The organism is Pseudomonas sp. P4_B4 (assembly GCF_056402255.1).
The window spans coordinates 38431-59900 of sequence record NZ_JBFUHS010000031.1; the positions used below are offsets into that span (position 1 = coordinate 38431).

A 21470-nucleotide genomic window follows, 5' to 3' on the forward strand; every position below is an offset into this window, starting at 1 on the left:
ACATCGGGTTTTGTGAACATGAGTGATAGCACTGTTACTCCGGCCGCTGGCGCACCAGCGACCAAACCTTCCCTGCATTGGCCGACGCTGCTGATCGGGATATGCCTGGTCATTGGCGTGGCCGGTGGGTTGGGGTGGTTCATGCACAAGCCCAAGGCCCCGGCGCCTGTATTGGCCAGTGACAAATTGGGCATGAGCCGCCCGGATGGCCTGCTGGAAACCCATTCCCTGAGCCAGTTGCCCAAGGACCTGCTGGCGGTGCCGTTCCTCAAGGAAACCCTGACCGAAGATTTCGTCTTCTATTACGAAACCCATGCCGACCGCCTGGGGTTGATCGGCAGCTTGCGGCGAATCATCTACGAACATGACCTGAAACTGCAGGACACCTTGATCGAGCAACTGTTCGATCAACCTGCTGACGTAGCGTTGTGGCGCGGGGCGGATGGGCGGCTCAAGGATTTCCTGCTGGTGATGGATCGCGGCGGGCTGGCCAAGGTGCTGGAGCCGCTGGCCAAAGTGGCGCTGGACGACTCGCAGTTGAGCAAGGTCACTGACGTGAAGGTCGGTACCGACGACGTGGCGCTCTATCAACTCAGTTACAACGCGAGTAAGGCGCTGCTGTTCGCGTCCCATGGCGACAAACTGGTGGTGCTGTCCAATCCGGCGAAACTCTACGATCCGCAAAGTGGTGCAACGGAAGAGTCGGGCAGCGTGTCGACCACGGCCATTGCGGCGCTGCTCAATGGCGACAAACTGTTCCCCGAAGCCTTCGGCCTGCCGCCTCGTGCGCCGGAGGTGAAACAACGCCTGTCGGTGAATGCCAGCGTGCTGGCCATGGGTTACCAGCGCTTCATTCCGAACTTCGCCGGCCTGCGTTTCGACATGGACGACAAGGGCTGGCACAGTTTTCTGGCGATGGATGAACTGGAGAATCAGCCGGACTTCGAATTCAAACCGATCTGGCAAGCCATGCCCATGGGGGCCAGCGCTTGCGTGGCGTTGCCGCTGGCTGCCGAACAACAGAAACCACTGCTGGTGAAACTCGGTGCCGAGGAGAAGGTGGCCCAGGCATTGACCGAACACATGGCCGGTGCGGCGGGCCTGTGCTGGTATGCCGATTCGCGGTTGTATACGCCCTTGCTGGTGGCCAGCCTCAACGATGACGACAGCGGCAAACTCGATGGGGATTTGGGCAGCCTGTTCGGCTCGATGGTCGGCGCCTACGAGAGCAATGTCGAAGAAGGGGCCTTCCCGGTGGCGGAAAAGCAGGAAGGCCAGAGCCACCAGTGGCAACGTCAGGTCAGCTCCAGTTTCGGTCCCTATGCGGCCAAGGAAGCCGAAGTCCCCGACGCCATCACCGGCAAGGCGTTCATGAAAGTCAGCCTGGCGCGGCATGGTTCGACGCTGCTGTTTTCCCTCGACGACAAGCTGGTGGACAAGGCCCTCGGCACCCTCGACAAACGCTTCCCGCCGATGGCCGACGTGGTACCGAAAGACCTGTTGATGCCGGTCTATTTCGGCCCGGATTCGATGGCGCAACTGATGCAGCAGGAAACCCTCGACAGCCTGCCCCAGGACATGGAGCCGGTGTTCTACAACGCCGCGCAAACCTACCTGATCCCGAAACTGCGCAAGCTCGGCGGCTACGGCAAATACGCCCTGACCTTGCCCGAAGGCAGCGAGCCAGACGGCCACTGGCAGTGGCTGCCGCTGGAGTGGAAAGCCCTGTGACGACATTGATCCGAAGTCTCGGCCTGCTGGCGTTGTTGCTGAGCGCGGGTGCCCGCGCTGTCGAGGCACCGTCGCTCGACCCACAGCAATCCCAGGTGTTTCGTGCCTGGTTCGTGCGCATCGCCCAAGAGCAACTGAGCCAGGGCCCGAGCCCCCGTTGGTATCAGCAAGACTGCGCCGGGCTGGTGCGCTTCGCCGCTAACGAAGCGTTGAAGGTCCATGACGACAAATGGCTGCGCAGCAATGGACTGTCCAATCGCTACCTGCCGCCGGAGCTGCAACTGAGCGACGCCCAGCGCGGTCTTGCCCAGCAATGGCAGCAGGGCGGCGGCAAGATCGGGCCATACGTCAATGCGATCAAATTGATCCAGTTCAACAGCCATCTGGTCAGCCGCGATGTGTCTCAAGCACGCCCTGGCGACCTGATGTTTTTCGATCAGGGCGACGATCAGCACCTGATGATCTGGATGGGCCGCTACATCGCCTATCACACCGGCACCAGTACCCCCACCGACAACGGCATGCGTTCGGCAAGCCTGCAGCAACTCATGACATGGAAGGACACCCGATGGATACCCGACGCAGCCAACCCCAACTTCATCGGCGTCTATCGACTGAATTTTCTTTCCCAATGACCGGTGCCCGCATGCTGCGTTTTCTGTCTCTGATGTTGGTATTGGTGCTGCCGTTCTCGGCGGTTGACGCCGAAGACTCGGTCCCGTCCAGCGGCTATGCGCCGGTCGCCGGCGAGAGTTTTTTCCTGCTGGCCGACAGCAGTTTTGCCAGCGATGAACCGGCGATGGTGCGCCTCGAAGCGCCGGGCCGCGACTATCGCCGGTTTCGCATGGAGCCCTACGGCGGTGCCGATATTCGGGTGTATCGCATCGACAAACCGCTGGATTTCCTCAAGCGCCAGAAGAACCTGCATCGGGTGGTCAGCGATGGCCAGTTCAAGGGTGAAGGCCTGTCCAATACCCTCGCTTACCTGTGGGACAACTGGTATCGCAAATCCCGTCGGGTGATGCAGCGGGCGTTTTCCTACGAGTCGCGTAAACAAGTCACCGAGGAAGTGCCGGAACTGAAGATGGGCAACGCGATGGCCGCACCAACGCCCTACGATGCGCAGCCGCAATTCGCGCTGATACCGGGTTTGCCGGTGGTCAGCCAGTTCCGTTATCCGTTGTGGCAGGCCAAGCCGATCCAGCCACCTGCAGGGGTGAACCTGGCCGGGTCTTCCAGCGAATTCGTCAGCGTCGCGCCGGGCAACGTGTACATCCCGTTGGGCAATCTCAAACCGGGTCTTTATCTGGTGGAGGCGCTGATCGGCAAGTACCGCGCGACTACCATGGTGTTCGTCTCCAACACCGTGGCGGTGAGCAAGATCGCCGGTGACGAATTGCTGGTGTGGGCCGCGCGCAAACACGAAGGCAGTTCGGTGCCGAATGTCAATGTGTTGTGGACCGATGGCCTCGGCGTCATGAGCAGTGGCGCCACCGATACCGACGGCTTGCTGCGCCTGAAACACGTCAGCCCCGAGCGCTCGTTCGTGATCGGTGAGGACGAAGAGGGCGGGGTGTTCGTCTCCGAGAATTTCTACTACGACAGCGAAATCTACGACACCAAGCTCTATGCCTTCACCGACCGGCCGCTGTATCGGCCGGGGGATTGGGTGTCGCTGAAAATCGTCGGGCGTGAATTCAAGAACGCGCGGGACTCGGTGCAGCCAAGCGCGGCTGACGTCAATGTGACCGTGCTGGATGCGACCGGCACGGCGCTGCAATCCCTCGATCTGAAGCTCGATTCCAAGGCAGGCACTCAAGGCCGATTCCAGTTGCCCGATAACGCCGTGGCCGGTGGATATGAACTGCGTTTCAACTACAAGGATCAGGCCTACAGCAGCGCCTTTCGCGTCGCTGAATACATCAAGCCGCACTTCGAGATTTCGCTCAATCTGGCCAAGCAGGATTACCGTACTGGCGAGCCGGTCAAGGGCAACCTGGTGCTGCTGTACCCGGACGGCAAGCCGGTGGCCAATGCGAAATTGAGCCTGAGCCTGCGCGCCCAACAGCTGTCGATGGTCGACAACGAACTGCAATACCTCGGGCAATTTCCGGTGGAGCTGACCAGCACCGAATTGACCACCGATGCCAAGGGCAACGCGTCCCTCGACTTGCCGGCTGCGGACAAGCCAAGTCGCTACATGCTCACGGTGTTTGCCAGCGACGGCGCGGCGTATCGGGTCAAGACCACCAAGGAAATCCTCATCGACCGTGGCGCGGCGAATTTCCGCTTGAGCGCGCCCTGGCGCTTCAGCGCGGTGGGTGACAAGGTTGCGTTCAGCTACGCCCGCGAAGGCGAGCAGGCCGATGCCGTTACGCCGGGCAGCTATGGCTGGGTGCGACTGGAAGACCAGAGCACCGGCGAAGGCAAACTCGCGGCAACCGACAAGGCGTTCACCCTGGCCTTTGACCGGCCGGGGACCTACAACCTGACACTCAAGGATGATCATGGCCGGGTGGTTGGCGCCACCGGCCATTCGGTAACCGGCGAAGGCGTCAAAGCCGTACCCGGCACCGTGGAGATCGTCCTCGACAAGCCCGAGTACATCGCAGGCGATGAAGCGCTGGCACTGATCACTTTCCCCGAGCCAGTGAGCGATGCGCTGCTATCTCTGGAGCGGGACAAAGTCGAAGCCACTGCGTTGCTTTCCAAGGGCGGCGACTGGCTGAAGCTGGAAAAACTCAGCGATACCCAATACCGCGCGCGCATCCCGGTGAAAGACGGTTTCGCGCCGAACCTGACCTTCTCGGTGCTGTACACCAAGGGCGGCCAGTACAGTTTCCAAAACGCCGGCATCAAGGTGGTCACGCCACAGATCGACGTGGCCATCGCCACCGACAAAGAAACCTATCAGCCGGGCGAAACCGTCTCGGTGGACCTGACCACCCAGTTCGCCGGCAAAGCGATTCCTGCGCACCTGACGGTCAGCGTGGTTGATGAAATGGTCTACGCCCTGCAACCGGAAGTGGCGCCGAGCATCGACCAGTTCTTCTATCACCCACGCCGCAACAACGTACGCACCAGTGCCAGTTTGTCGTTCATCAGCTATGACGTCGCCTTGCCGGGCAGCCCCGGTGCACCGGGCAAAGCCAATCGCAGTGAGCGCGGCGTGAAGGTGCTGGAGCGACCGCGTCGCGAGGACGTCGACACGGCGGCGTGGCAACCTGAATTGCTGACCGATGCCAACGGCAAAACCCGCTTCACCTTCAAGATGCCTGACTCCCTGACCCGCTGGCGCATCACCGCCAGGGCCATCGCCGATGGCGGGCAGGTCGGGCAGAAGAAGCAATTCGTGCGCTCGGAAAAACCGCTGTACCTGAAGTGGAGCGGCCCGACTCGATTCCGCGCCGGCGACAAACCGGACCTCGGTGTGTTCGCCTTCAGCCAGGCCGAGAAACCGGTCAAGGCCGAACTGGTGACCCATTTCGCCGGCAACGAACAGCGTGTGCCTGTGACCCTGAACAGCGGCATCAACTACATCCCGTTGCCGAACTTTGAACTGGCCAATGGCGAGTGGAGCGCCGAGCTGGTGCAGGATGGCAAAACCGCTGATGCTCTGGCGGTGCGCCTGAGCGCGACCGGTGAAGGCTGGCAGGTGACTCAAACCCAGAGCCTTGATGTGGGTGAGGGCGATACGCCGCTGACATTACCGACTGACGCCAGTGATATCCGCCTGCATCTGGACGACAGTCCGCAAGCGTTGTTCCGTTCTGCACTCGACGATCTGTTGAGCTACCCCTACGGTGGCGTCGAGCAGACCGCCAGCCGCCTGCTGCCATTGAGCATCGCCTACCCGACGCTGGCGGCGAATCCGCAGACCCGTGATCGCCTGCGCCTGATCATGCAAAACAGTCGCTTGCGCCTGGTACAAATGGCCGGCCCTTCGGCGTGTTTCACCTGGTGGGGCATGGACGGCGAGCCGGATGCCTTCCTCACCGCCTACGCCTATTACGCCGACTGGCATGCCAGCCAGGTGCTGGAACTGAGCCTGCCGCCGGAGCATTGGCAGCGGGTGCTGGAGGTCTACGCCAAGCAGGCGAAGAGCACGCCGCTGTTGCAGCGGGCGCTGATCCTGTCGTTCGCCAAACAGATGCAGTTGCCGGTCAACACCTTGCTCAGTGGCTTGATTGACGACCTGGCGAAAGCGGGCGAGGGCACTGCCGCGAACCTGATGGAGGACGGCGAAGACAGCCTCGTCATGAGCGATCCGGATTCCGCATTGGGGCTGGCGGCCGCACGAGTGCTGACGGCATCGCTGGCCAGGCAAGCGAAGGTCGCTTTGCCGGATGCGTTCAATCGGCAACTGGCCGACGCGCAGCAACGTCTGGCGGTCAGTTCCCAGCCGTTTGCCGAAGCGCTGAACCTGTCGCTGCAACCCTTCGATCAGGCTCACGGCCAGGCCTTGTTGCAACGTTTGCTGCCACAGCAATCGACCCTGGAACGGGCGTTGGCATTGACCTGGCTGCAACGCAGCATCGAGCAGGCATCGCCCACCATTGCATTGGCGCCGGGTGAAGGCTGGAAGAAACAGTACGGGGTTTCTGGTGAGATGTATTGGACGTGGCAGGGGGCTGCGCCAGTGCCGACGGTATTGACGCTGACCGGGGTACAAGAGCGTCCGCTGCGCGCTGCATTGAGCTACCGCAGCCAGCAGCCGGCGGTCGATCCGATGGCCGTGACCATCACCCGTCGCCTGTCGCGACTGGTGCCGGGGGATGAGGCCTTCACCTTCAAACTTGAAGCGATCGGCAACGCGCCGCTGTCCAGCGACAACCTCTATCTCGACGAAGTGATCGTCACCAGCAAAGCCGCCAAACCGTTGCGTTACGGGATGCTGGAAGTGCCGCTACCACCGGGCGCCGATGTCGAGCGCACCACCTGGGGCATCAAGCTCATGGGCAAGGCTGGCACCGAACCGACATCGCTGGAGAAGGCGCGATTCGAACCGGGGCAAATGGCTTACGCCGTTCCGGTCGATGCCTTGAGTGGCGAGTTGCGTCTGCGGCATTTGGTGCGTTTCTCGCAGAAGGGGCAGTTCAACTTGCCGCCGGTGCGTTTCACTCAGATTTATGCGCCGCAACATCAGGCGCTTGAACAAAAGGCAACCCTTGGCCAAGTCACGGTTCACTGACGTGCACAGGCTGCTGATAGGTTGGTTGCTGTGTTTGATCCCTGTGCTGGCAACGGCGCAGGACGAACCTCTGCGCCTGGCCTTCAAGGGAGACTTGTTGTCGCTGAGCCGAACGCAGGTGATCACCCGCGAGCCGTTGCCGCAGACCTTGCAGACGCCGCTGGGCAGTGTGTGGAAGTTGTTCGTCTACGCCTGGCTGGGTGGACACCGGCGCGCGTGAGCCGGCTTATGAATGCCGCGGCCAGTCGAAAGAAGAGGTTTATTGCTGCACGGCGGGTGGCAGGATCGAGCGTGATCAGGCGTTGGTGAAATCGTGCGGTCTGTATTTCGAATCCGCGCGGTTGGGCATCGGCGATGCCGACTGGCGAGCCTATTGGCAGACGCGGCAGGCGCCGCAATGGTTGCTGGATTTGCCTTCGTTGCAACCGGCTACCCGGGTTTCGGTGGCGGAACTGTTGAAGGTGTTGGCCGTGCTGCCGGCGCAGGATCAAGCCCGGCGTGTGTTGCTCAATGTGGTGCTCAATGCCGCTGATGGCCAAGTCGTCGGCGAGCTCGGAAGCCGCCTGCGAGTGAAAACCTGGAGCTGGCTGGCGGATCAGGATGCAACATCGCGTCAGGGCGGGTTTGCCGGTTGGACGGCGGATGGCACACCGGTCTGGGCTGGAGGACGGGGCACCAGTCAGCGGGTACTACGTGATTACGCACCGGCACTGTCTACGGTGATTCCTGTTGCATGGCCTGCGGATGCAGGGCAGTGCGTAGAAGTCGACCTGTTCTCCCGCTATCCACTTCGGCGCGTGCTGTCGGGGGGCAGTGTGGTGACTTCCGGGGCATTGCAGGGTGACTACCGCGTTGAATTCGCCAAGGGTAATGCGCTGGATATTCACAGCGACGGCGAACTGTTTCTGCTGAACGATAAGCTCGTGGCTCGTCTGGATCGCGAAGAGTACGTCGCCCGAGTTCTCCAGCGTGAAGCCAGTGCCGAACCGGTCGAGGCCGCCAAAGCCCTGGCCGTGGCCATTCGTACGTACCTGCTGCAAAACGCCACGCGCAGCGGAGACTGCCTGAGCATCGACGACAGCAGCAGCCGTCAGCGGGTCGCACCGCGTCCGGCGTCGTCCGAGTCTCGCGACATCGCCGCCTGGACCAGCGACCTGGTGCTGGCCGGCAGCACCGTCACCTACCATTCCGATCAACCCGGCCCGGACAAGCTGTCCTGGCAGCAAGCTGTCGAACAGGCCCGTGCCGGCCAGCGATACGACGCCATCCTGCTGCACGCCTACCCACGCGCCAGCCTCAGCCGCTGGGACAACCCGGTCGCGTCCTGCGAAGCGTTGCCCGCCGCGCAAGCATGGCTGCAGAAACAACGGCGCGGCTGGCGCCAAAAACTTGAAAGCGAAACCGGCTACAACGAGGTCAGCACCTTCGCCGTGTGCCGCCTGGCCTTCGGTCGCCCCTATGTCGACCGCGGACGTCAGCGCATCTACGTACGCGGTGCGCAGACGCTGCAAGAACGCCTCGACCTGACCCACGAATACCTGCACCTGGCCTTCGAAGCACACCCCAATGGCCAGGATGAAACCTACATCGAAGGGCTCGCCCGCCACCTCTTGCTGGAATAGTCCATGAAACTCCGTTATCCACAGGTCTTGCTGTTGCTCTGTTCGCTGGTGGCGTTGCCATCGGTGATGGCGGCTGACAGCGTCAAACTCAATACCCCCGCAGGCGGCTGGCGCACCGGAGCGCCTGAGGGCGAAGGGGAAAACTTCGGGCAGACCGTCAACTACCCGGCCTCGTCGGTGAATACCCCGGCAGGGCAGGCCAATACCGCGCGCATCAGCGGGCAGATCAAAGTCACGCCCAAATCCACAGAGCCCGGCCGGCTGATCGTCAACGGGGTGAGCATGCCACTGAAAATCGACCCGGCCGGCCGCTTCGATCGCCCGTTCTCATTCCCCAACGGCAGCAACAGCGTCGAGGTTCGCAGCCCTGATGGCCAACAACGTCAGCGCACGCAATTTCTCAACAGCGGCGGCGGTGCGACCCCGGCCAAGTTGCGCGTATTGCTGTCCTGGGACAGCGACAACACCGACCTCGACCTGCACCTGATCACCCCCGACGGCGCCCACATCTGGTACGGCGACCGCGTCGCCCCCAACGGCGCAGCGCTCGACGTCGACGTCACCACCGGCTACGGCCCGGAAATCTTCGCCATGCCCGCGCCGATCAAAGGGCAATATCTGGTCTATGTGAACTACTTTGGCGGCGGCTACAGCAGTGATGAAGAGGGGCAGGAAGACGCGGTGCAAGCGCTGACCACGGCGCAGGTGACGGTAATTACCGAGGAAGGCACGCCGAGTGAGAAGATGGAGACCTTCCTGGTGCCGATGCGTGCGGTGGGGGAGTTGACGTTGGTGAAGTCGTTCAGCTATCCGTGAGGTTGAGGTACAACTTGCGCAGCGTTTGCACACGATTGCGACCGTGATCCTTGGCGCTATATAGGGTTTCATCCGCCTGTGAAAGCAGGCTCGAAAGGTCGTAGCCCGACTCGCGGTTGAAAACGAGCGGGACAATATCGACCCCGCCAACTGATCAGCACCACACCCAGCGCCGCCAGCAGCATCATTGCACCCAGATATGCCAGAGGAAGCTCGCCGGTATCACGCCACCAGGCATGACAGGTCAACAAACCCATCAGAATGAAAACGAAGACCGAGACTACCAGCAGGGTCGGGATGTGCAGATCCATTGCGTAGGTTCCCGTTGAGCTTGAAAGCGAAGTCTGACCGGCAGAGCTTCTTCCGGGGTAAGGGGGCGGTTTTTGGACGGGGTGGATTTGGCATCGACCATTTTGGCTTTGCACGTGTTCTCTGGGCGGGATGGAGGCCTATTAGCGTTGTTTCATGCAGACATACATTGTGAATGTTCTTGCGTCGGTATCAGGAGTAATTGAGAGGGCCTCCAACCGACATGGAAATGCCCTGACGTGAATGATCTTCGTAGCGATACCTCTCTCGAATCAGCTTTCAACGAAATCACCCAACTGATTGTGACCGCGCGACAACGCGCCATGCAGGCGGTCAACACCGAACTGATTGAGCTGCACTGGCAGGTTGGGGCCTACATCAGTCGCAAAATTGAAGCGGCGGAGTGGGGTGATGGGGTGGTGGCGCAGCTGGCTCAGCACCTGGCCTATACGCAGCCTGGATTGCGGGGGTTCACCCGTGCGAATCTTTTTCGCATGCGTAAGTTTTACGAGGCTTATAGGCATGACGCAAAAGTCGCAGCACTGCTGCGACAATTGCCCTGGACCCAGAATCTGATCATCCTCAACCAGAGCAAACGCCCGGAGGAGCGTGAGTTTTACCTGCGCTTGGCAATCCAGGAGAAGTGGTCGAGCCGCGAACTGGAGCGGCAGTTCAAGGCCGCTCTGTTTGAACGTTCAGTGGTCAGCCCGGCAAAAGTGTCAGCACCGCTGCGACAAATTCATCCCCAGGCCCTGGATGTGTTCAAGGATGCCTACGTGGTCGAGTTTCTGGCTCTGGAACGTGGTCATGCCGAGACAGACTTGCATGGAGGCCTGTTGCACAAACTCAGGGATTTTCTGATCGAACTGGGCAGGGACTTCTGCTTTGTGGGTTCGCAATATCCGTTGCAGGTAGGTGGGCGGGACTTTGCGCTGGATCTGTTGTTTTTCCACCGCGGGCTGAACTGCCTGGTGGCGATCGAACTCAAGGTCGGACGCTTTGAGCCGGAATACCTGGGGAAGATGGATTTTTATCTTGAAGCGTTGGACCGCAATGTCCGCAAGCCACACGAAAACCCGGCGCTTGGCGTATTGCTGTGCGCGAGCAAAGAGGACGAAATCGTCGAGTACGCCCTGAACCGCTCACTGTCGCCTGCCTTGATCGCGGAGTACCACACTCAATTGCCAGACAAGAAACTGTTGCAAGCCAAGTTGCAGGAGTTTTATGCGCTGAATACGGAAGGGGTTGGGTGATTCGCGAATCACTTTCTTTCAGGCATTAAAAAGCCGGCTTGTGGGCGGCGTTATTTTTGAGTTTTTGCCTTGTTTTGCTGGGCTTGATGGCTTTCTATATTTCTATCCCCCCATTTGTCCCCCCACTACGGTCGTTCGTGCGCTCACCCATTCAACCGCAAGGTTGGGATGGTCATGGCGTTCATTGGGCTGAAATTTTGCGTACGTGGCAATCTGCTGGCTAGTAATCCGTGATATTCGTCGCAAGCTCCATGATAATCCCCTCAGCTCGCATAAAAGGGAATCCTTCATATGGAACTGATCGACAACATCAATACCCTGCTTGGTGAAAGCCTCAAAGGTACGATCAAGCCGGGTTCAAAGCTGAAGATCGCCGCTTCGTGCTTTTCGATCTATGCCTATGTGGCGCTGAAGAAGGAGCTGGAAAGCATAGACTCCTTGGAGTTCATCTTCACCTCGCCGACCTTCGTACCCAATGAGGTCAGCGACAAGATCAAGAAGGAGCAGCGCGAGTTCTATATCCCCAAGGCAGAGCGCGAGCGCAGCCTCACGGGTAGTGAGTTTGAGATCCAGTTGAAGAATCAACTTACTCAAAAGGCCATCGCCAAGGAGTGTGCTGACTGGATACGCCGTAAGGCTACTTTCCGTTCCAACCGGGCTCAGGCTCCGATGCAGCCCTTTATCGGTTCACAGGCTGAGTCAGGTGACGCTGTATTTATGCCCGTTCAGGGATTTACAGCTGTCGATCTGGGCTACCAGAAAGGTGGCGCGCTCTCGAACATCGTTTCCCGTTTCGATGAACCGGCCCACACGGGTATGTTCCTCAACTTGTTCGAGCAGATTTGGAGCGACCCGGAAAAGCTTGAAGATGTGACTGCTCGGCTCTGCGATCACATCGCGTCGGTCTATCAGGAGAACGCCCCAGAGCGAATCTATTTTCTAATGCTCTACAACATCTTCCGCGAGTTCCTAGAAGACATAAATGAGGATGTGTTACCCAATGACCGCACCGGCTATCAAGACAGCCTGATCTGGCAAAAGCTGTTCAACTTCCAGCGCGACGCGGCCACCGGATTGATCAACAAACTGGAAACCTACAGCGGCTGCATCCTGGCCGACAGCGTAGGCCTGGGTAAAACCTTCACCGCATTGGCGGTTATCAAGTATTACGAACTGCGTAACAAGTCCGTTTTGGTGCTATGCCCGAAGAAGCTCTCCGATAACTGGCGGAACTACAACCAGAACCTCAAGACCAACATCTTTGCCAAGGATCGCTTTAGCTACGACGTGCTCTGTCACACCGATCTGACTCGTACCCGTGGCGAGTCGCTGGGCATTCCGCTGGATCGCGTCAACTGGGGTAACTACGACCTAGTAGTGATCGATGAGTCGCACAACTTCCGTAACAACGACGTCTATAAAGACAAAGAGACCCGTTACCAGCGGCTGATGAATCAAGTCATTCGTCAAGGCGTGAAGACCAAGGTACTGATGCTCTCCGCCACCCCGGTCAACAATCGCTTCAGCGATTTGCGCAACCAATTGGCCTTGGCCTACGAGGGCGACAGCGACAACCTCAGTAAGAAGTTGCGCACTGAAAAGGACATCGACGGTATCTTCCGTCGCGCCCAGGCAGCCTTCAACGTTTGGACCGGTTTGCCACCGGAAAAACGCACTGCAGCGGCGATTCTCAATACCCTTGATTTCGATTTCTTCGAGCTGCTCGACAGCGTCACCATTGCTCGTTCGCGACGGCATATCGAGACCTTCTACAACACCGCCGACATCGGCAGCTTCCCTGAACGCCGCAAGCCACTGTCGTTTCATTGCCCGTTGACTCCGCGTGGTGACGTCATAGGCTTCAACGAAATCTTCAATCGGCTGTCGCTGCTTAAGCTCGCCGTGTACGCGCCGGTTAGCTACATCCTGCCGAGTCGGTTGAAAAAGTACGAAGAAATGTACGACACCGAAGTGGAGGGAGGTAAAGGCAAGCTCAAACAGGTCGACCGCGAGAGAAGCCTGCAAGCGCTGATGACCACCAACCTGTTGAAGCGGCTCGAGAGCTCGGTCGAGTCTTTCCGCCTGACCCTGAAAAATCTGCAGAGCACGCATCGGAACGCGCTGGACAAAATCGCCACTTTCAAGAAAACCGGCCTTGCCAGTGACTTCGCCGACGTTACCGCTGCCTTTGAAGATGCCGATTTTGACGACGACAACTTACCGTTGCCTGGCGACATTACGATTGGTAAGAAGATTCAGATCAGCTTGGAAGACATGGACGTGCCGTCGTGGGAGCAAGACCTGGAAGGCGACCTAATCTTCATTGAAGAGTTGCTGGCTGAAATGGCCAAGGTCACACCAGCCGATGACGCCAAACTGCAGCACCTGAAAACCCAAATCACCAGCAAGCTGGCATCGCCGATTAATCCTGGCAATCGCAAGGTGCTGATTTTTACCGCCTTCGCCGATACCGCCAATTACCTCTACGACAACCTTGCTGAGTACCTGCTGAGCGCTCACAAGGTGCATTCCGGCAAGGTCACCGGCAGCGATGCGCCCAAGTCCACTCTCGGCACTATGCCGGGAAGTCGCCAGACTTACGACTTCCAAGGTTTACTGACGCTGTTTTCACCGCGCTCGAAAGAAAAAGCGCTGATTTACCCGGACGAGCCGCGTGAAATCGACATCCTCATCGGTACCGACTGCATCTCCGAAGGCCAGAACCTGCAGGACTGCGACTACCTGATCAACTACGACATTCACTGGAACCCGGTGCGCATCATCCAGCGCTTTGGCCGGGTGGATCGTATTGGCTCGCAGAACGCCAGCATCCAGTTGGTCAACTACTGGCCAGACATTAGCCTCGACGAGTACATCAACCTCAAAGAGCGGGTTGAAAACCGCATGATGATCGCTGACGTTACCGCCACTGGCGACGACAACGTGCTCAGCGCCCAGGCCAACGACGTGGCCTACCGCAAAGAGCAACTGCGACGTTTGCAGGATGAAGTGATCGAGATGGAAGACATCAAGACCGGCGTCTCCATCACCGACCTCGGCCTCAATGATTTCCGCATGGATTTGCTCAGCTACATCAAGGCCAATGGTGACCTCGGCAGCATCCCCAATGGCTTACACGCCGTCGTGCCGGCACGGCAGGAACTTGGCTTGGTGCCCGGCGTGATCTTCACCTTACGCAATCGCAAGCACGGCGCCAGCCTCAATCAACAGAACCGCCTGCATCCCTTCTACCTGATCTATATCAGTCTGGAAGGGCAGATCATCAGTGATCAGACAGAAGCCAAGCGTCTGTTGGACCTGGCTCGCAGCGCCTGTAAGGGCCACAGCCAGCCGATCAGTGATGCCTACCAGCGGTTCAATCAGTCCACCCAGGACGGGCGTAACATGCGTGCCTACTCCAACCTACTCGACCAAGCGATTCGCTCGATGATCGATGTGAAGGAAGAGAAAGATATCGACAGTCTGTTCAGCGGCGGTAAGACCACCGCGCTGGTCGACACCATCTCTGGGCTGGATGATTTCGAGTTGATTACTTTCATTGTCATTCAGGCCGTGGCATGAGCCAGGCCGCAGTCACTCCGGCAGTTACGCCAGCGCTATTTAGTTTTCCGCCGCAGGCCAAGGTTGGTCGTGTGGTGGCGAAGAACAAAATCTATGAGCGCGGTTCTGTTGGCTCGATACTGCGCGATAAATTTATTGCCCAGGTCGAGCAAATCACCTGGCAGTACAAACTGGCCCCGGAAACCATTAATCTGCCGGCGCGGGGCGGTGTCGTAGAAATTCAGATCTTCGACATTGCACTAAAAACCGCCGAACTCGATGTAGATGTACTGCGCGCCATCGATCGCGCTATTCCACTGCCGATCATCTTTCAGTTGCACCATGAACAGCGCACCCGCATGGTTGCGACCTTTAAGCGCCCCAGCGAAGCCGATGCTAGCAAGTGGGTAATCGATGGTTACTTCGCCGGAGCTTGGCTGGCTGCTGATGACGAACGTCAGCCCTTGCCGGTGGCGCTGGATCTGTATGGCCTCTACGAACAACTGCTGCGCAGCTTGCTACCGCAGCGGGCGTGGCCCGGAGAAAGCCTGCCCGAACAACTGCTGCGATTGGCTCAGCTGCGCAGCCTGCAAGGCGAGCAGCGCAAGCTGGAGGCGCGTTTGCACAAAGAAATACAGTTCAATCGCAAAGTAGAGCTCAACGCTCAATTGCGGGAACTGCAGACCCAAATTGATCAGCTGAGCACGTGAGCGCCAGTTCGTACCCAAGAATTCAAGAATTACAGGACGTCCCATGGACAAGCTGAAGATGCACTCTCCAAACATGGCCGAAGCCAATATAAACAAGCTGGCAGAGTTATTCCCGAACTGCATCACCGAAGCTCGGGATGCAGCGGGCGAGCTGAAGAAGGCCATCGACTTCGATCTGCTTCGTCAGGAGCTGTCTTCGTCCATCGTAGAGGGGGCACAAGAGCGCTATCAGCTGAATTGGCCGGGGAAGCGTGAGGCGTTGCTCGCGGCTAATGCGCCGATAGCCAAGACGCTACGTCCTTTCAGAGACGAGAGCGTCGATTTCGACAGCACTCAGAATCTGTTCATCGAAGGCGACAACCTGGACGTGATCAAGCTGTTGCAAGAGAGCTATCTCGGCAAAGTGAAAGTAATTTACATCGACCCTCCCTACAACACTGGTAGGGACTTCATTTATGACGATGACTTCAAGGATGACACCGAGAGCTACCTCCTGCGCTCAAATCAGGCTGACGACTCAGGCTTGCGTATTGTGGCGAATACAGAGGCCAATGGTCGCTTCCATTCCGACTGGTTGACGATGATTTATTCACGTCTTCGGCTTGCTCGCAATCTCCTGCGGGACGATGGTGTAGTGTTTATTTCCATTGATGACAACGAAGTCGACAACTTGCGTAAGGTTTGCAGTGAGGTTTTCGGAGAGGAAAACTTCGTGGCGCAGGTTATCTGGCAGAAAGTCTTTTCGCCGAAGAATTCTGCGAGATGGTTTTCTGAAGACCACGACTACGTGCTGGTGTACGCCAAATCGAAAGACCAGTGGACCCCAAACCTTCTCCCTCAAACGGAAGAAATGATAGCGCGCTACAAGAATCCTGATGGCGATTCCCGTGGCCCATGGACGTCAAGTGATCTCGCCGCCAGAAATCGCTACGATGCTGGGCTTTACCAAGTGGAGTGCCCCTCTGGTCGGATAATTGATGGTCCCCCCAAAGGTCGATACTGGGGGATAAGTGAAGCCAACTTTAAAAAGCTAGATCAGGAGAATCGAATTTGGTGGGGGGAGGACGGCAGCAATATGCCGCGCTTGAAGAGGTTCCTGTCTGAGGTCCAGCAAGGTCGTACGCCTCAAACCTTATGGACTTATAAAGAAGTCGGTCATACGCAGGACGCAAAGAAAGCGCTTCTGAAGTATGTGCAGTTTGAGCATACAGAGAACGTCCTTAACTCGGTGAAACCGGTGGAGCTGCTGCAACGCATTCTCCAACTGGCAAGCAAGCCTGACGATAGCAGCATCATTCTCGATTTTTTTAGCGGCAGTGGAACAACAGCACACGCTGTGCTGAAACAGAACGTTGAAGATGGTGGGAATCGGCGTTTTATCGGCGTTCAGATTCCAGAACCTTTGCCAAAGCCGGAACCTGGGCTCTCTTCAATCTTTGAGATGGGGCTCAATCGTGTTCGGAACTTCAGTACTGAAGTCCGAATGCTGGACGGGGCGGTGAAGTGCGATTTGGGCTTTCGAGTTCTGAAAACAGATACGTCCAACATGAAAGAGGTGTATTACACCCCGGACGCAGTGAGCCAGGATCTTCTTTTCGATCAAGTCGACAATATCCGTGAAGACCGCACTCCCGAAGATCTGCTGTTTCAGGTGCTTCTGGACTGGGGGGTGGATCTGGCCCTTCCTATCAGCCAGCGAGTTATCGACGGCAAGACCGTGTTTTTCGTTGACGGCAATGCACTGGTCGCCTGCTTCGATATCGGTATCGACGAAGACTTTGTCAAACAGCTCGCCGGACATAAGCCGCTACGTGTGGTGTTCCGCGACGCCGGCTTCGCCAGTGATAGCGTGAAAATCAACGTCGAGCAGGTATTCAAGCTGCTTTCGCCAGCTACCGAAATTAAGACGCTTTAAGGGGCTGATATGGATGCTCAAGCCATGCAGGCACTACTGGACTCTCTGATTGAGTGTTGGGAAAACGAGGTAGTGGAGTTCAAGCGCGCCGGGAACGATTATTCGACCGACGCCTGCAATACCCTTGGGTCAGCCAGGAATTACGCATGAAACTGAAGTTTAAAGTCCAGCCCTACCAGACTCATGCGGTAGACGCCTTTGCCGACTGCTTTGCTGGTCAGCCAAAATCCTCGGGCGTGAGTTATCGCGTTGACCCTGGAGCTAAGCCATTCGCACCGGTGGCACCGCAACAGATCGACCTGCTCGGTGCGAAGACGATTGAGCCTACGGAGGCGGGCTTCAAGAATGCGGAGCTAGCGTTGAACGCGGCGCAGTTGCTGGGGAACATTCAAGGCGTACAGCGCCGGCAGAACCTGCCGTTATCGGTGGCGCTGGCTAGCGACAAGCATACGGGTTGCACCATCAACCTCGATGTTGAGATGGAGACGGGCACTGGTAAGACCTATTGCTACATCAAGAGCATGTTCGAGCTGAACAAACGCTATGGTTGGAGCAAGTTCATCGTCGTGGTGCCGAGTATTGCCATTCGTGAAGGTGTCTATAAGTCGCTGCAGATCACGGCTGCGCATTTCTTGGAGAGCTACGGCAAGAAGGCGCGCTTCTTCATTTACAACTCCAAGCAGCTACACAACCTGGAAAGCTTTTCCTCGGATGCCGGCATCAACGTCATGGTTATCAACGTCCAGGCGTTCGCAGCCCGTGGTGCAGACCAGCGGCGGATCTATGAAGAACTGGATGACTTTCAATCGCGCCGCCCGATCGACGTGATCAAAGCCAACCGGCCCATCCTGTTTCTCGATGAGCCGCAGAAGATGGAGGGAACCAAGACGCTGGCTTCCTTCAGTGAGTTCAATCCGTTGATGATCGTGCGCTACTCGGCCACCCACAAAACGGAGTACAACAAAGTCCACCGCCTTGATGCGCTGGATGCCTACAACCAAAAGCTGGTGAAGAAGATCAGCGTACGCGGCATCACTGTCAAAGGCCTGACCGGCACCAATGCTTATCTGTTTTTACAGGACATTGAAGTCTCGACCAAATCACCTGTGGCGCGGGTCGAGATGGAGATCAAACAGAGCACTGGTATCAAGCGAGTAATGCGCAAACTCGGCCGCAACGACAATCTGTACGACCTCTCTGGTGGGCTGGATCAGTACAAAGACTACGTGGTTGCCGATATCGACGCTCGTATCGATAGCCTGAGCTTTACCAATGGTGTGGAGCTAGTTGCCGGGGAGGCCGTGGGCAACGTGGATGAGGCTGCCATGCGCCGCATCCAAATCCGCGAGGCGGTAAAGGCACACTTTCAGAAAGAGATGATGCTGTTCGGCAAGGGGATCAAGGTGCTGTCGCTGTTCTTCGTCGATGAGGTGGCTAAATACCGCCAGTACGACGCAACCGGCGAATTGCCCGGCGAGTACGCGCAGATCTTCGAGGAGGAGTACAACACCTACCTCACCGATGTGATGACGCTGGAAGACACGCCCTACAACCACTATCTCAAGGGTATTCAGGCTCGCCAGACCCATAATGGCTACTTCTCTATCGACAAGAAGAGCAAGCGCCTAGTTGATCCCACCGTGGGCAAAAAAGCCACTGAGACCGACGACGTAGATGCCTACGACCTGATCCTCAAGGATAAAGAACGTTTGCTGTCGTTCGATGAGCCGGTGCGCTTTATCTTCTCCCACTCGGCTTTGCGTGAAGGCTGGGATAACCCCAACGTCTTCGTTATTTGCACCTTAAAACACAGTGATAACAGTATCTCCAAGCGCCAAGAGGTTGGTCGTGGCATGCGCCTGGCGGTCAATCAATTGGGTGACCGTATGGATGACCCGGCCACTGTGCACCAAATAAACGAATTGACGGTGGTAGCCAGCGAAAGCTACAAGGACTTCGTCGGCGCACTACAGAGGGACATCAGCGACTCGTTGTCGGCCAGGCCGCGTGAGGCCAACGAGAGTTACTTCAAAGGTAAGATTTTACAAACCCCGACTGGCGACGTTGAGGTCTCTGCACAACTGGCCAAGCAGATTTACAAATACCTGCTGAAAAACGACTACACCGACGACAACGATCAGATTACCTTGACCTACCATGAGGCCAAAAAACAAGAACAGCTGGCAGAGCTGCCCGTCGAACTGCAGCCCTATGCAAACCAGGTGTTTCAGCTGATCGATAGCGTCTTCAGTGCGGCGCAAATGCCGGAGATTGGCGATGACCGCAAGGCCAAGATCAATCCCCTCAACTCGAACTTCGAGAAGAAAGAGTTTCAGGCGCTGTGGAGCAAGATCAACCGCAAGGCCGCTTACACCGTTCATTTTGAAACCGATGAGCTGGTGGGCAAGTGCGTGGCGGCTCTGGATACTGAACTGAAAGTTAAACCGATGCTCTACATCATCGAGCAAGGCACCCAGCGGGATAGTGCTAGCTTCGACGATATGAAAGCGGGTGAAGCGTTTGCACGCGGTGAGAGCACAACCGAAAAATACAACCACTCCGTTCATTCTGCGGTGAAGTACGATCTGATCGGCAATCTGGCCGAGGACACCCAGCTAACACGCAGTACCATTGCCAGTATCCTCAAAGGTATCAATGTCGCGGTGTTCAGTCAGTACAAAACCAACCCGGAAGACTTCATCAGCAAGGCCGCTACGCTGATCAACGAGCAGAAGGCCACAGCCATCGTCGAGCACATCGCTTACGATCCGGTGGACGAAACCCATAGTTCTGACATCTTCACTGCAGAGAAACCCAAGGACGATTTCAGTAAGGCCTTCGAAGCTAAACACCACGTCTACGACTACGTGTTCACCGACTCCAGCGTCGAGCGTAAATTCGTCGAAGAGCTGGATGCCAGCACCGAAGTGGTGGTGTACGCAAAGCTGCCGAAGAGTTTCTTCATTCCCACACCGGTTGGAAACTACAATCCTGACTGGGCTATCGCCTTCCAAGAGGGCAAGGTGAAGCACGTTTACTTCGTCGCCGAAACCAAGGGTTCAATGTCCAGCATGGATCTGCGTGCCATCGAAGCCTCCAAAATCGCCTGCGCCCGCAAGTTCTTCGCCAAGATTACCTCAGCGCAGGTGAGGTACGACGTGGTGGATGGGTTTGGGAAGTTGATGGAGTTGGTGAAATAATGAAAGCTACTGAAGCCAGCCATCAGTAACAGTCCGGGTAACACACCTTCCTGACACCGTCGCTTAAGGCGATGGTGTCCACCTCAAATTAAGTGGACACCATTTTAGCCTCATTAAGCGTAAGCGTCCGGCAAACACGTCGATGGCTATAGGTCTGTAAGCGTCCGCCGATTACACCTTGCTAGGTTAGGTTCTTGGCTGACGCTACGCCCTCGGATAAAAACTGCCTTGCGATCATTGGCACTGCTTCCGCCGAGACGTCAAGGTCGTGTCTATCTTGAATGGAGCTTCATCGTAAGTGTCTGCTCAACACACCTGCGTGGTTAGATACGCGCCCACTTATGCGGTAGCAGTTCGCTAATTTCACTCGACCGCTGTGTCGGCAAGCGCGTGAGAACGTCCTTCAAGTAAGCACACGGATCATGCCCATTGAGCCGTGCCGGCTGGATCAAACTCATGATCGCAGCCGCACGTTTGCCGCTTCGTAACGAGCCCGCAAACAGCCAGTTCGAGCGCCCAAGTGCCCATGGCCGGATCTGGTTCTCGACCCAGTTATTGTCGATGGGTACTGCACCGTCATCGAGATAGCGCGTCAGCGCTATCCATTGCTTGAGGCTGTAATCCAATGCCTTGGCGATAGCCGATCCTTCAGGCACAAGCTGCCTTTGGGCGATGATCCAGGTATGAAGTTCGTCGATGATCGGCGCTGCTTTTTCTTTCCGTATTCGTTGCCGGACATCCGGTTCCAGCTCGCGGACTTCGCGTTCAACTTCGTACAAGGCAGCGATGTGGTGCAGCGCTTTTTCGGCGATTTGGCTCTTGTTGATCGCATGCAAGTCGAAGAACTTACGCCGTGCATGGGTCATGCAGCCGATTTCGGTGACGCCCAGTTCGAAGCCCGCCTTGTAGCCGGCATTATGAGTTGCAAAACATAACGCTGGTTATGTTGCGGCCTGAGTTATGTGATCCCGACCGAGCGAATAGGCAGTTTCTCTGTTGTCGATAGGCGATTGACGCAACATAAATTGCAGCGCCTTGGTAGACCTTCATCCCCTGGAGTGTCTGCCATGTTCGAGAATATCTATTCTTCAAACGCTGCCTGTAAACGCCATCGTGCGGGATCGCTGGCCGCTGAACGCGAGCGATATCTACAGCACTGTGC

Annotated in this window: 10 protein-coding genes and 2 pseudogenes; 10 read left to right on the forward strand and 2 right to left on the reverse strand. The window is 57.4% G+C overall.

What is annotated here, in order from left to right:
- The first annotated feature begins 18 nt into the window (after window positions 1-18).
- From AC1DVE_RS25190 to AC1DVE_RS25210, 5 genes and pseudogenes are all read left to right on the forward strand, one after another.
- A complete protein-coding gene (locus AC1DVE_RS25190) occupies window positions 19-1731 on the forward strand; it encodes a DUF2138 domain-containing protein (protein ID WP_223453629.1) in 1713 nt (570 codons plus the stop codon).
- Window positions 1728-2366, forward strand: coding sequence for a DUF1175 domain-containing protein (locus tag AC1DVE_RS25195; RefSeq protein WP_223453628.1), 639 nt, complete (start codon window positions 1728-1730; stop codon window positions 2364-2366). The genes AC1DVE_RS25190 and AC1DVE_RS25195 overlap by 4 nt, the downstream gene beginning before the upstream one ends.
- Window positions 2363-6922 carry an alpha-2-macroglobulin family protein gene (locus AC1DVE_RS25200; RefSeq protein ID WP_223532910.1) on the forward strand — a complete coding sequence of 1520 codons (4560 nt, stop codon included), beginning with the start codon at window positions 2363-2365 and terminating at the stop codon, window positions 6920-6922. Before AC1DVE_RS25195 ends, AC1DVE_RS25200 begins: the two co-directional genes overlap by 4 nt.
- Window positions 6900-8544, forward strand: a pseudogene (locus AC1DVE_RS25205) (DUF2300 domain-containing protein). Before AC1DVE_RS25200 ends, AC1DVE_RS25205 begins: the two are co-directional and overlap by 23 nt.
- A gap of 3 nt (window positions 8545-8547) precedes the next feature.
- Window positions 8548-9360 carry a YfaP family protein gene (locus AC1DVE_RS25210; RefSeq protein WP_223453625.1) on the forward strand — a complete coding sequence of 271 codons (813 nt, stop codon included), beginning with the start codon at window positions 8548-8550 and terminating at the stop codon, window positions 9358-9360.
- 68 nt (window positions 9361-9428) lie between these two features.
- Here the strand turns inward: AC1DVE_RS25210 and AC1DVE_RS25215 are convergent, their stop codons facing one another.
- Window positions 9429-9671, reverse strand: coding sequence for a hypothetical protein (locus AC1DVE_RS25215; protein ID WP_223453623.1), 243 nt, complete (start codon window positions 9669-9671; stop codon window positions 9429-9431).
- Between the two features lie 237 nt (window positions 9672-9908).
- On the opposite strand from AC1DVE_RS25215, the gene AC1DVE_RS25220 reads away from it, so the two are divergent.
- From AC1DVE_RS25220 to AC1DVE_RS25240, 5 genes are all read left to right on the forward strand, one after another.
- Window positions 9909-10922, forward strand: coding sequence for a PDDEXK nuclease domain-containing protein (locus AC1DVE_RS25220; RefSeq protein ID WP_223534525.1), 1014 nt, complete (start codon window positions 9909-9911; stop codon window positions 10920-10922).
- Between the two features lie 291 nt (window positions 10923-11213).
- Window positions 11214-14504 carry a helicase-related protein gene (locus AC1DVE_RS25225; protein WP_477784279.1) on the forward strand — a complete coding sequence of 1097 codons (3291 nt, stop codon included), beginning with the start codon at window positions 11214-11216 and terminating at the stop codon, window positions 14502-14504.
- The gene (locus AC1DVE_RS25230; RefSeq protein WP_477784280.1) at window positions 14501-15193 is read left to right on the forward strand and encodes a DUF4391 domain-containing protein; all 693 of its coding nucleotides are present in this window, start codon (window positions 14501-14503) and stop codon (window positions 15191-15193) included. Before AC1DVE_RS25225 ends, AC1DVE_RS25230 begins: the two co-directional genes overlap by 4 nt.
- A 43-nt stretch (window positions 15194-15236) precedes the next feature.
- Window positions 15237-17108: a site-specific DNA-methyltransferase gene (locus AC1DVE_RS25235; protein ID WP_477784281.1), complete on the forward strand. Its 1872-nt coding sequence runs from the start codon at window positions 15237-15239 to the stop codon at window positions 17106-17108.
- A gap of 146 nt (window positions 17109-17254) precedes the next feature.
- On the forward strand, window positions 17255-20308 hold the full coding sequence (locus AC1DVE_RS25240) for a type III restriction-modification system endonuclease (protein WP_477784282.1): 3054 nt from the start codon (window positions 17255-17257) through the stop codon (window positions 20306-20308).
- A gap of 323 nt (window positions 20309-20631) precedes the next feature.
- Here the strand turns inward: AC1DVE_RS25240 and tnpC are convergent.
- Window positions 20632-21222 (reverse strand): annotated as a pseudogene (gene tnpC / locus AC1DVE_RS25245) (IS66 family transposase); the annotation flags it as partial.
- Window positions 21223-21470 lie beyond the last annotated feature (248 nt).

Excerpts from the sequence above, each read along its gene's own strand:
- AC1DVE_RS25190 (WP_223453629.1), top strand. The coding sequence starts at position 19 with ATGAGTGATAGCACTGTTACTCCGGCCGCTGGCGCACCAGCGACCAAA.
- AC1DVE_RS25200 (WP_223532910.1), top strand. The coding sequence starts at position 2,363 with ATGACCGGTGCCCGCATGCTGCGTTTTCTGTCTCTGATGTTGGTATTG.
- AC1DVE_RS25210 (WP_223453625.1), top strand. The coding sequence starts at position 8,548 with ATGAAACTCCGTTATCCACAGGTCTTGCTGTTGCTCTGTTCGCTGGTG.
- AC1DVE_RS25215 (WP_223453623.1), bottom strand. The coding sequence starts at position 9,671 with ATGGATCTGCACATCCCGACCCTGCTGGTAGTCTCGGTCTTCGTTTTC.
- AC1DVE_RS25225 (WP_477784279.1), top strand. The coding sequence starts at position 11,214 with ATGGAACTGATCGACAACATCAATACCCTGCTTGGTGAAAGCCTCAAA.
- AC1DVE_RS25230 (WP_477784280.1), top strand. The coding sequence starts at position 14,501 with ATGAGCCAGGCCGCAGTCACTCCGGCAGTTACGCCAGCGCTATTTAGT.
- AC1DVE_RS25235 (WP_477784281.1), top strand. The coding sequence starts at position 15,237 with ATGGACAAGCTGAAGATGCACTCTCCAAACATGGCCGAAGCCAATATA.
- AC1DVE_RS25240 (WP_477784282.1), top strand. The coding sequence starts at position 17,255 with ATGAAACTGAAGTTTAAAGTCCAGCCCTACCAGACTCATGCGGTAGAC.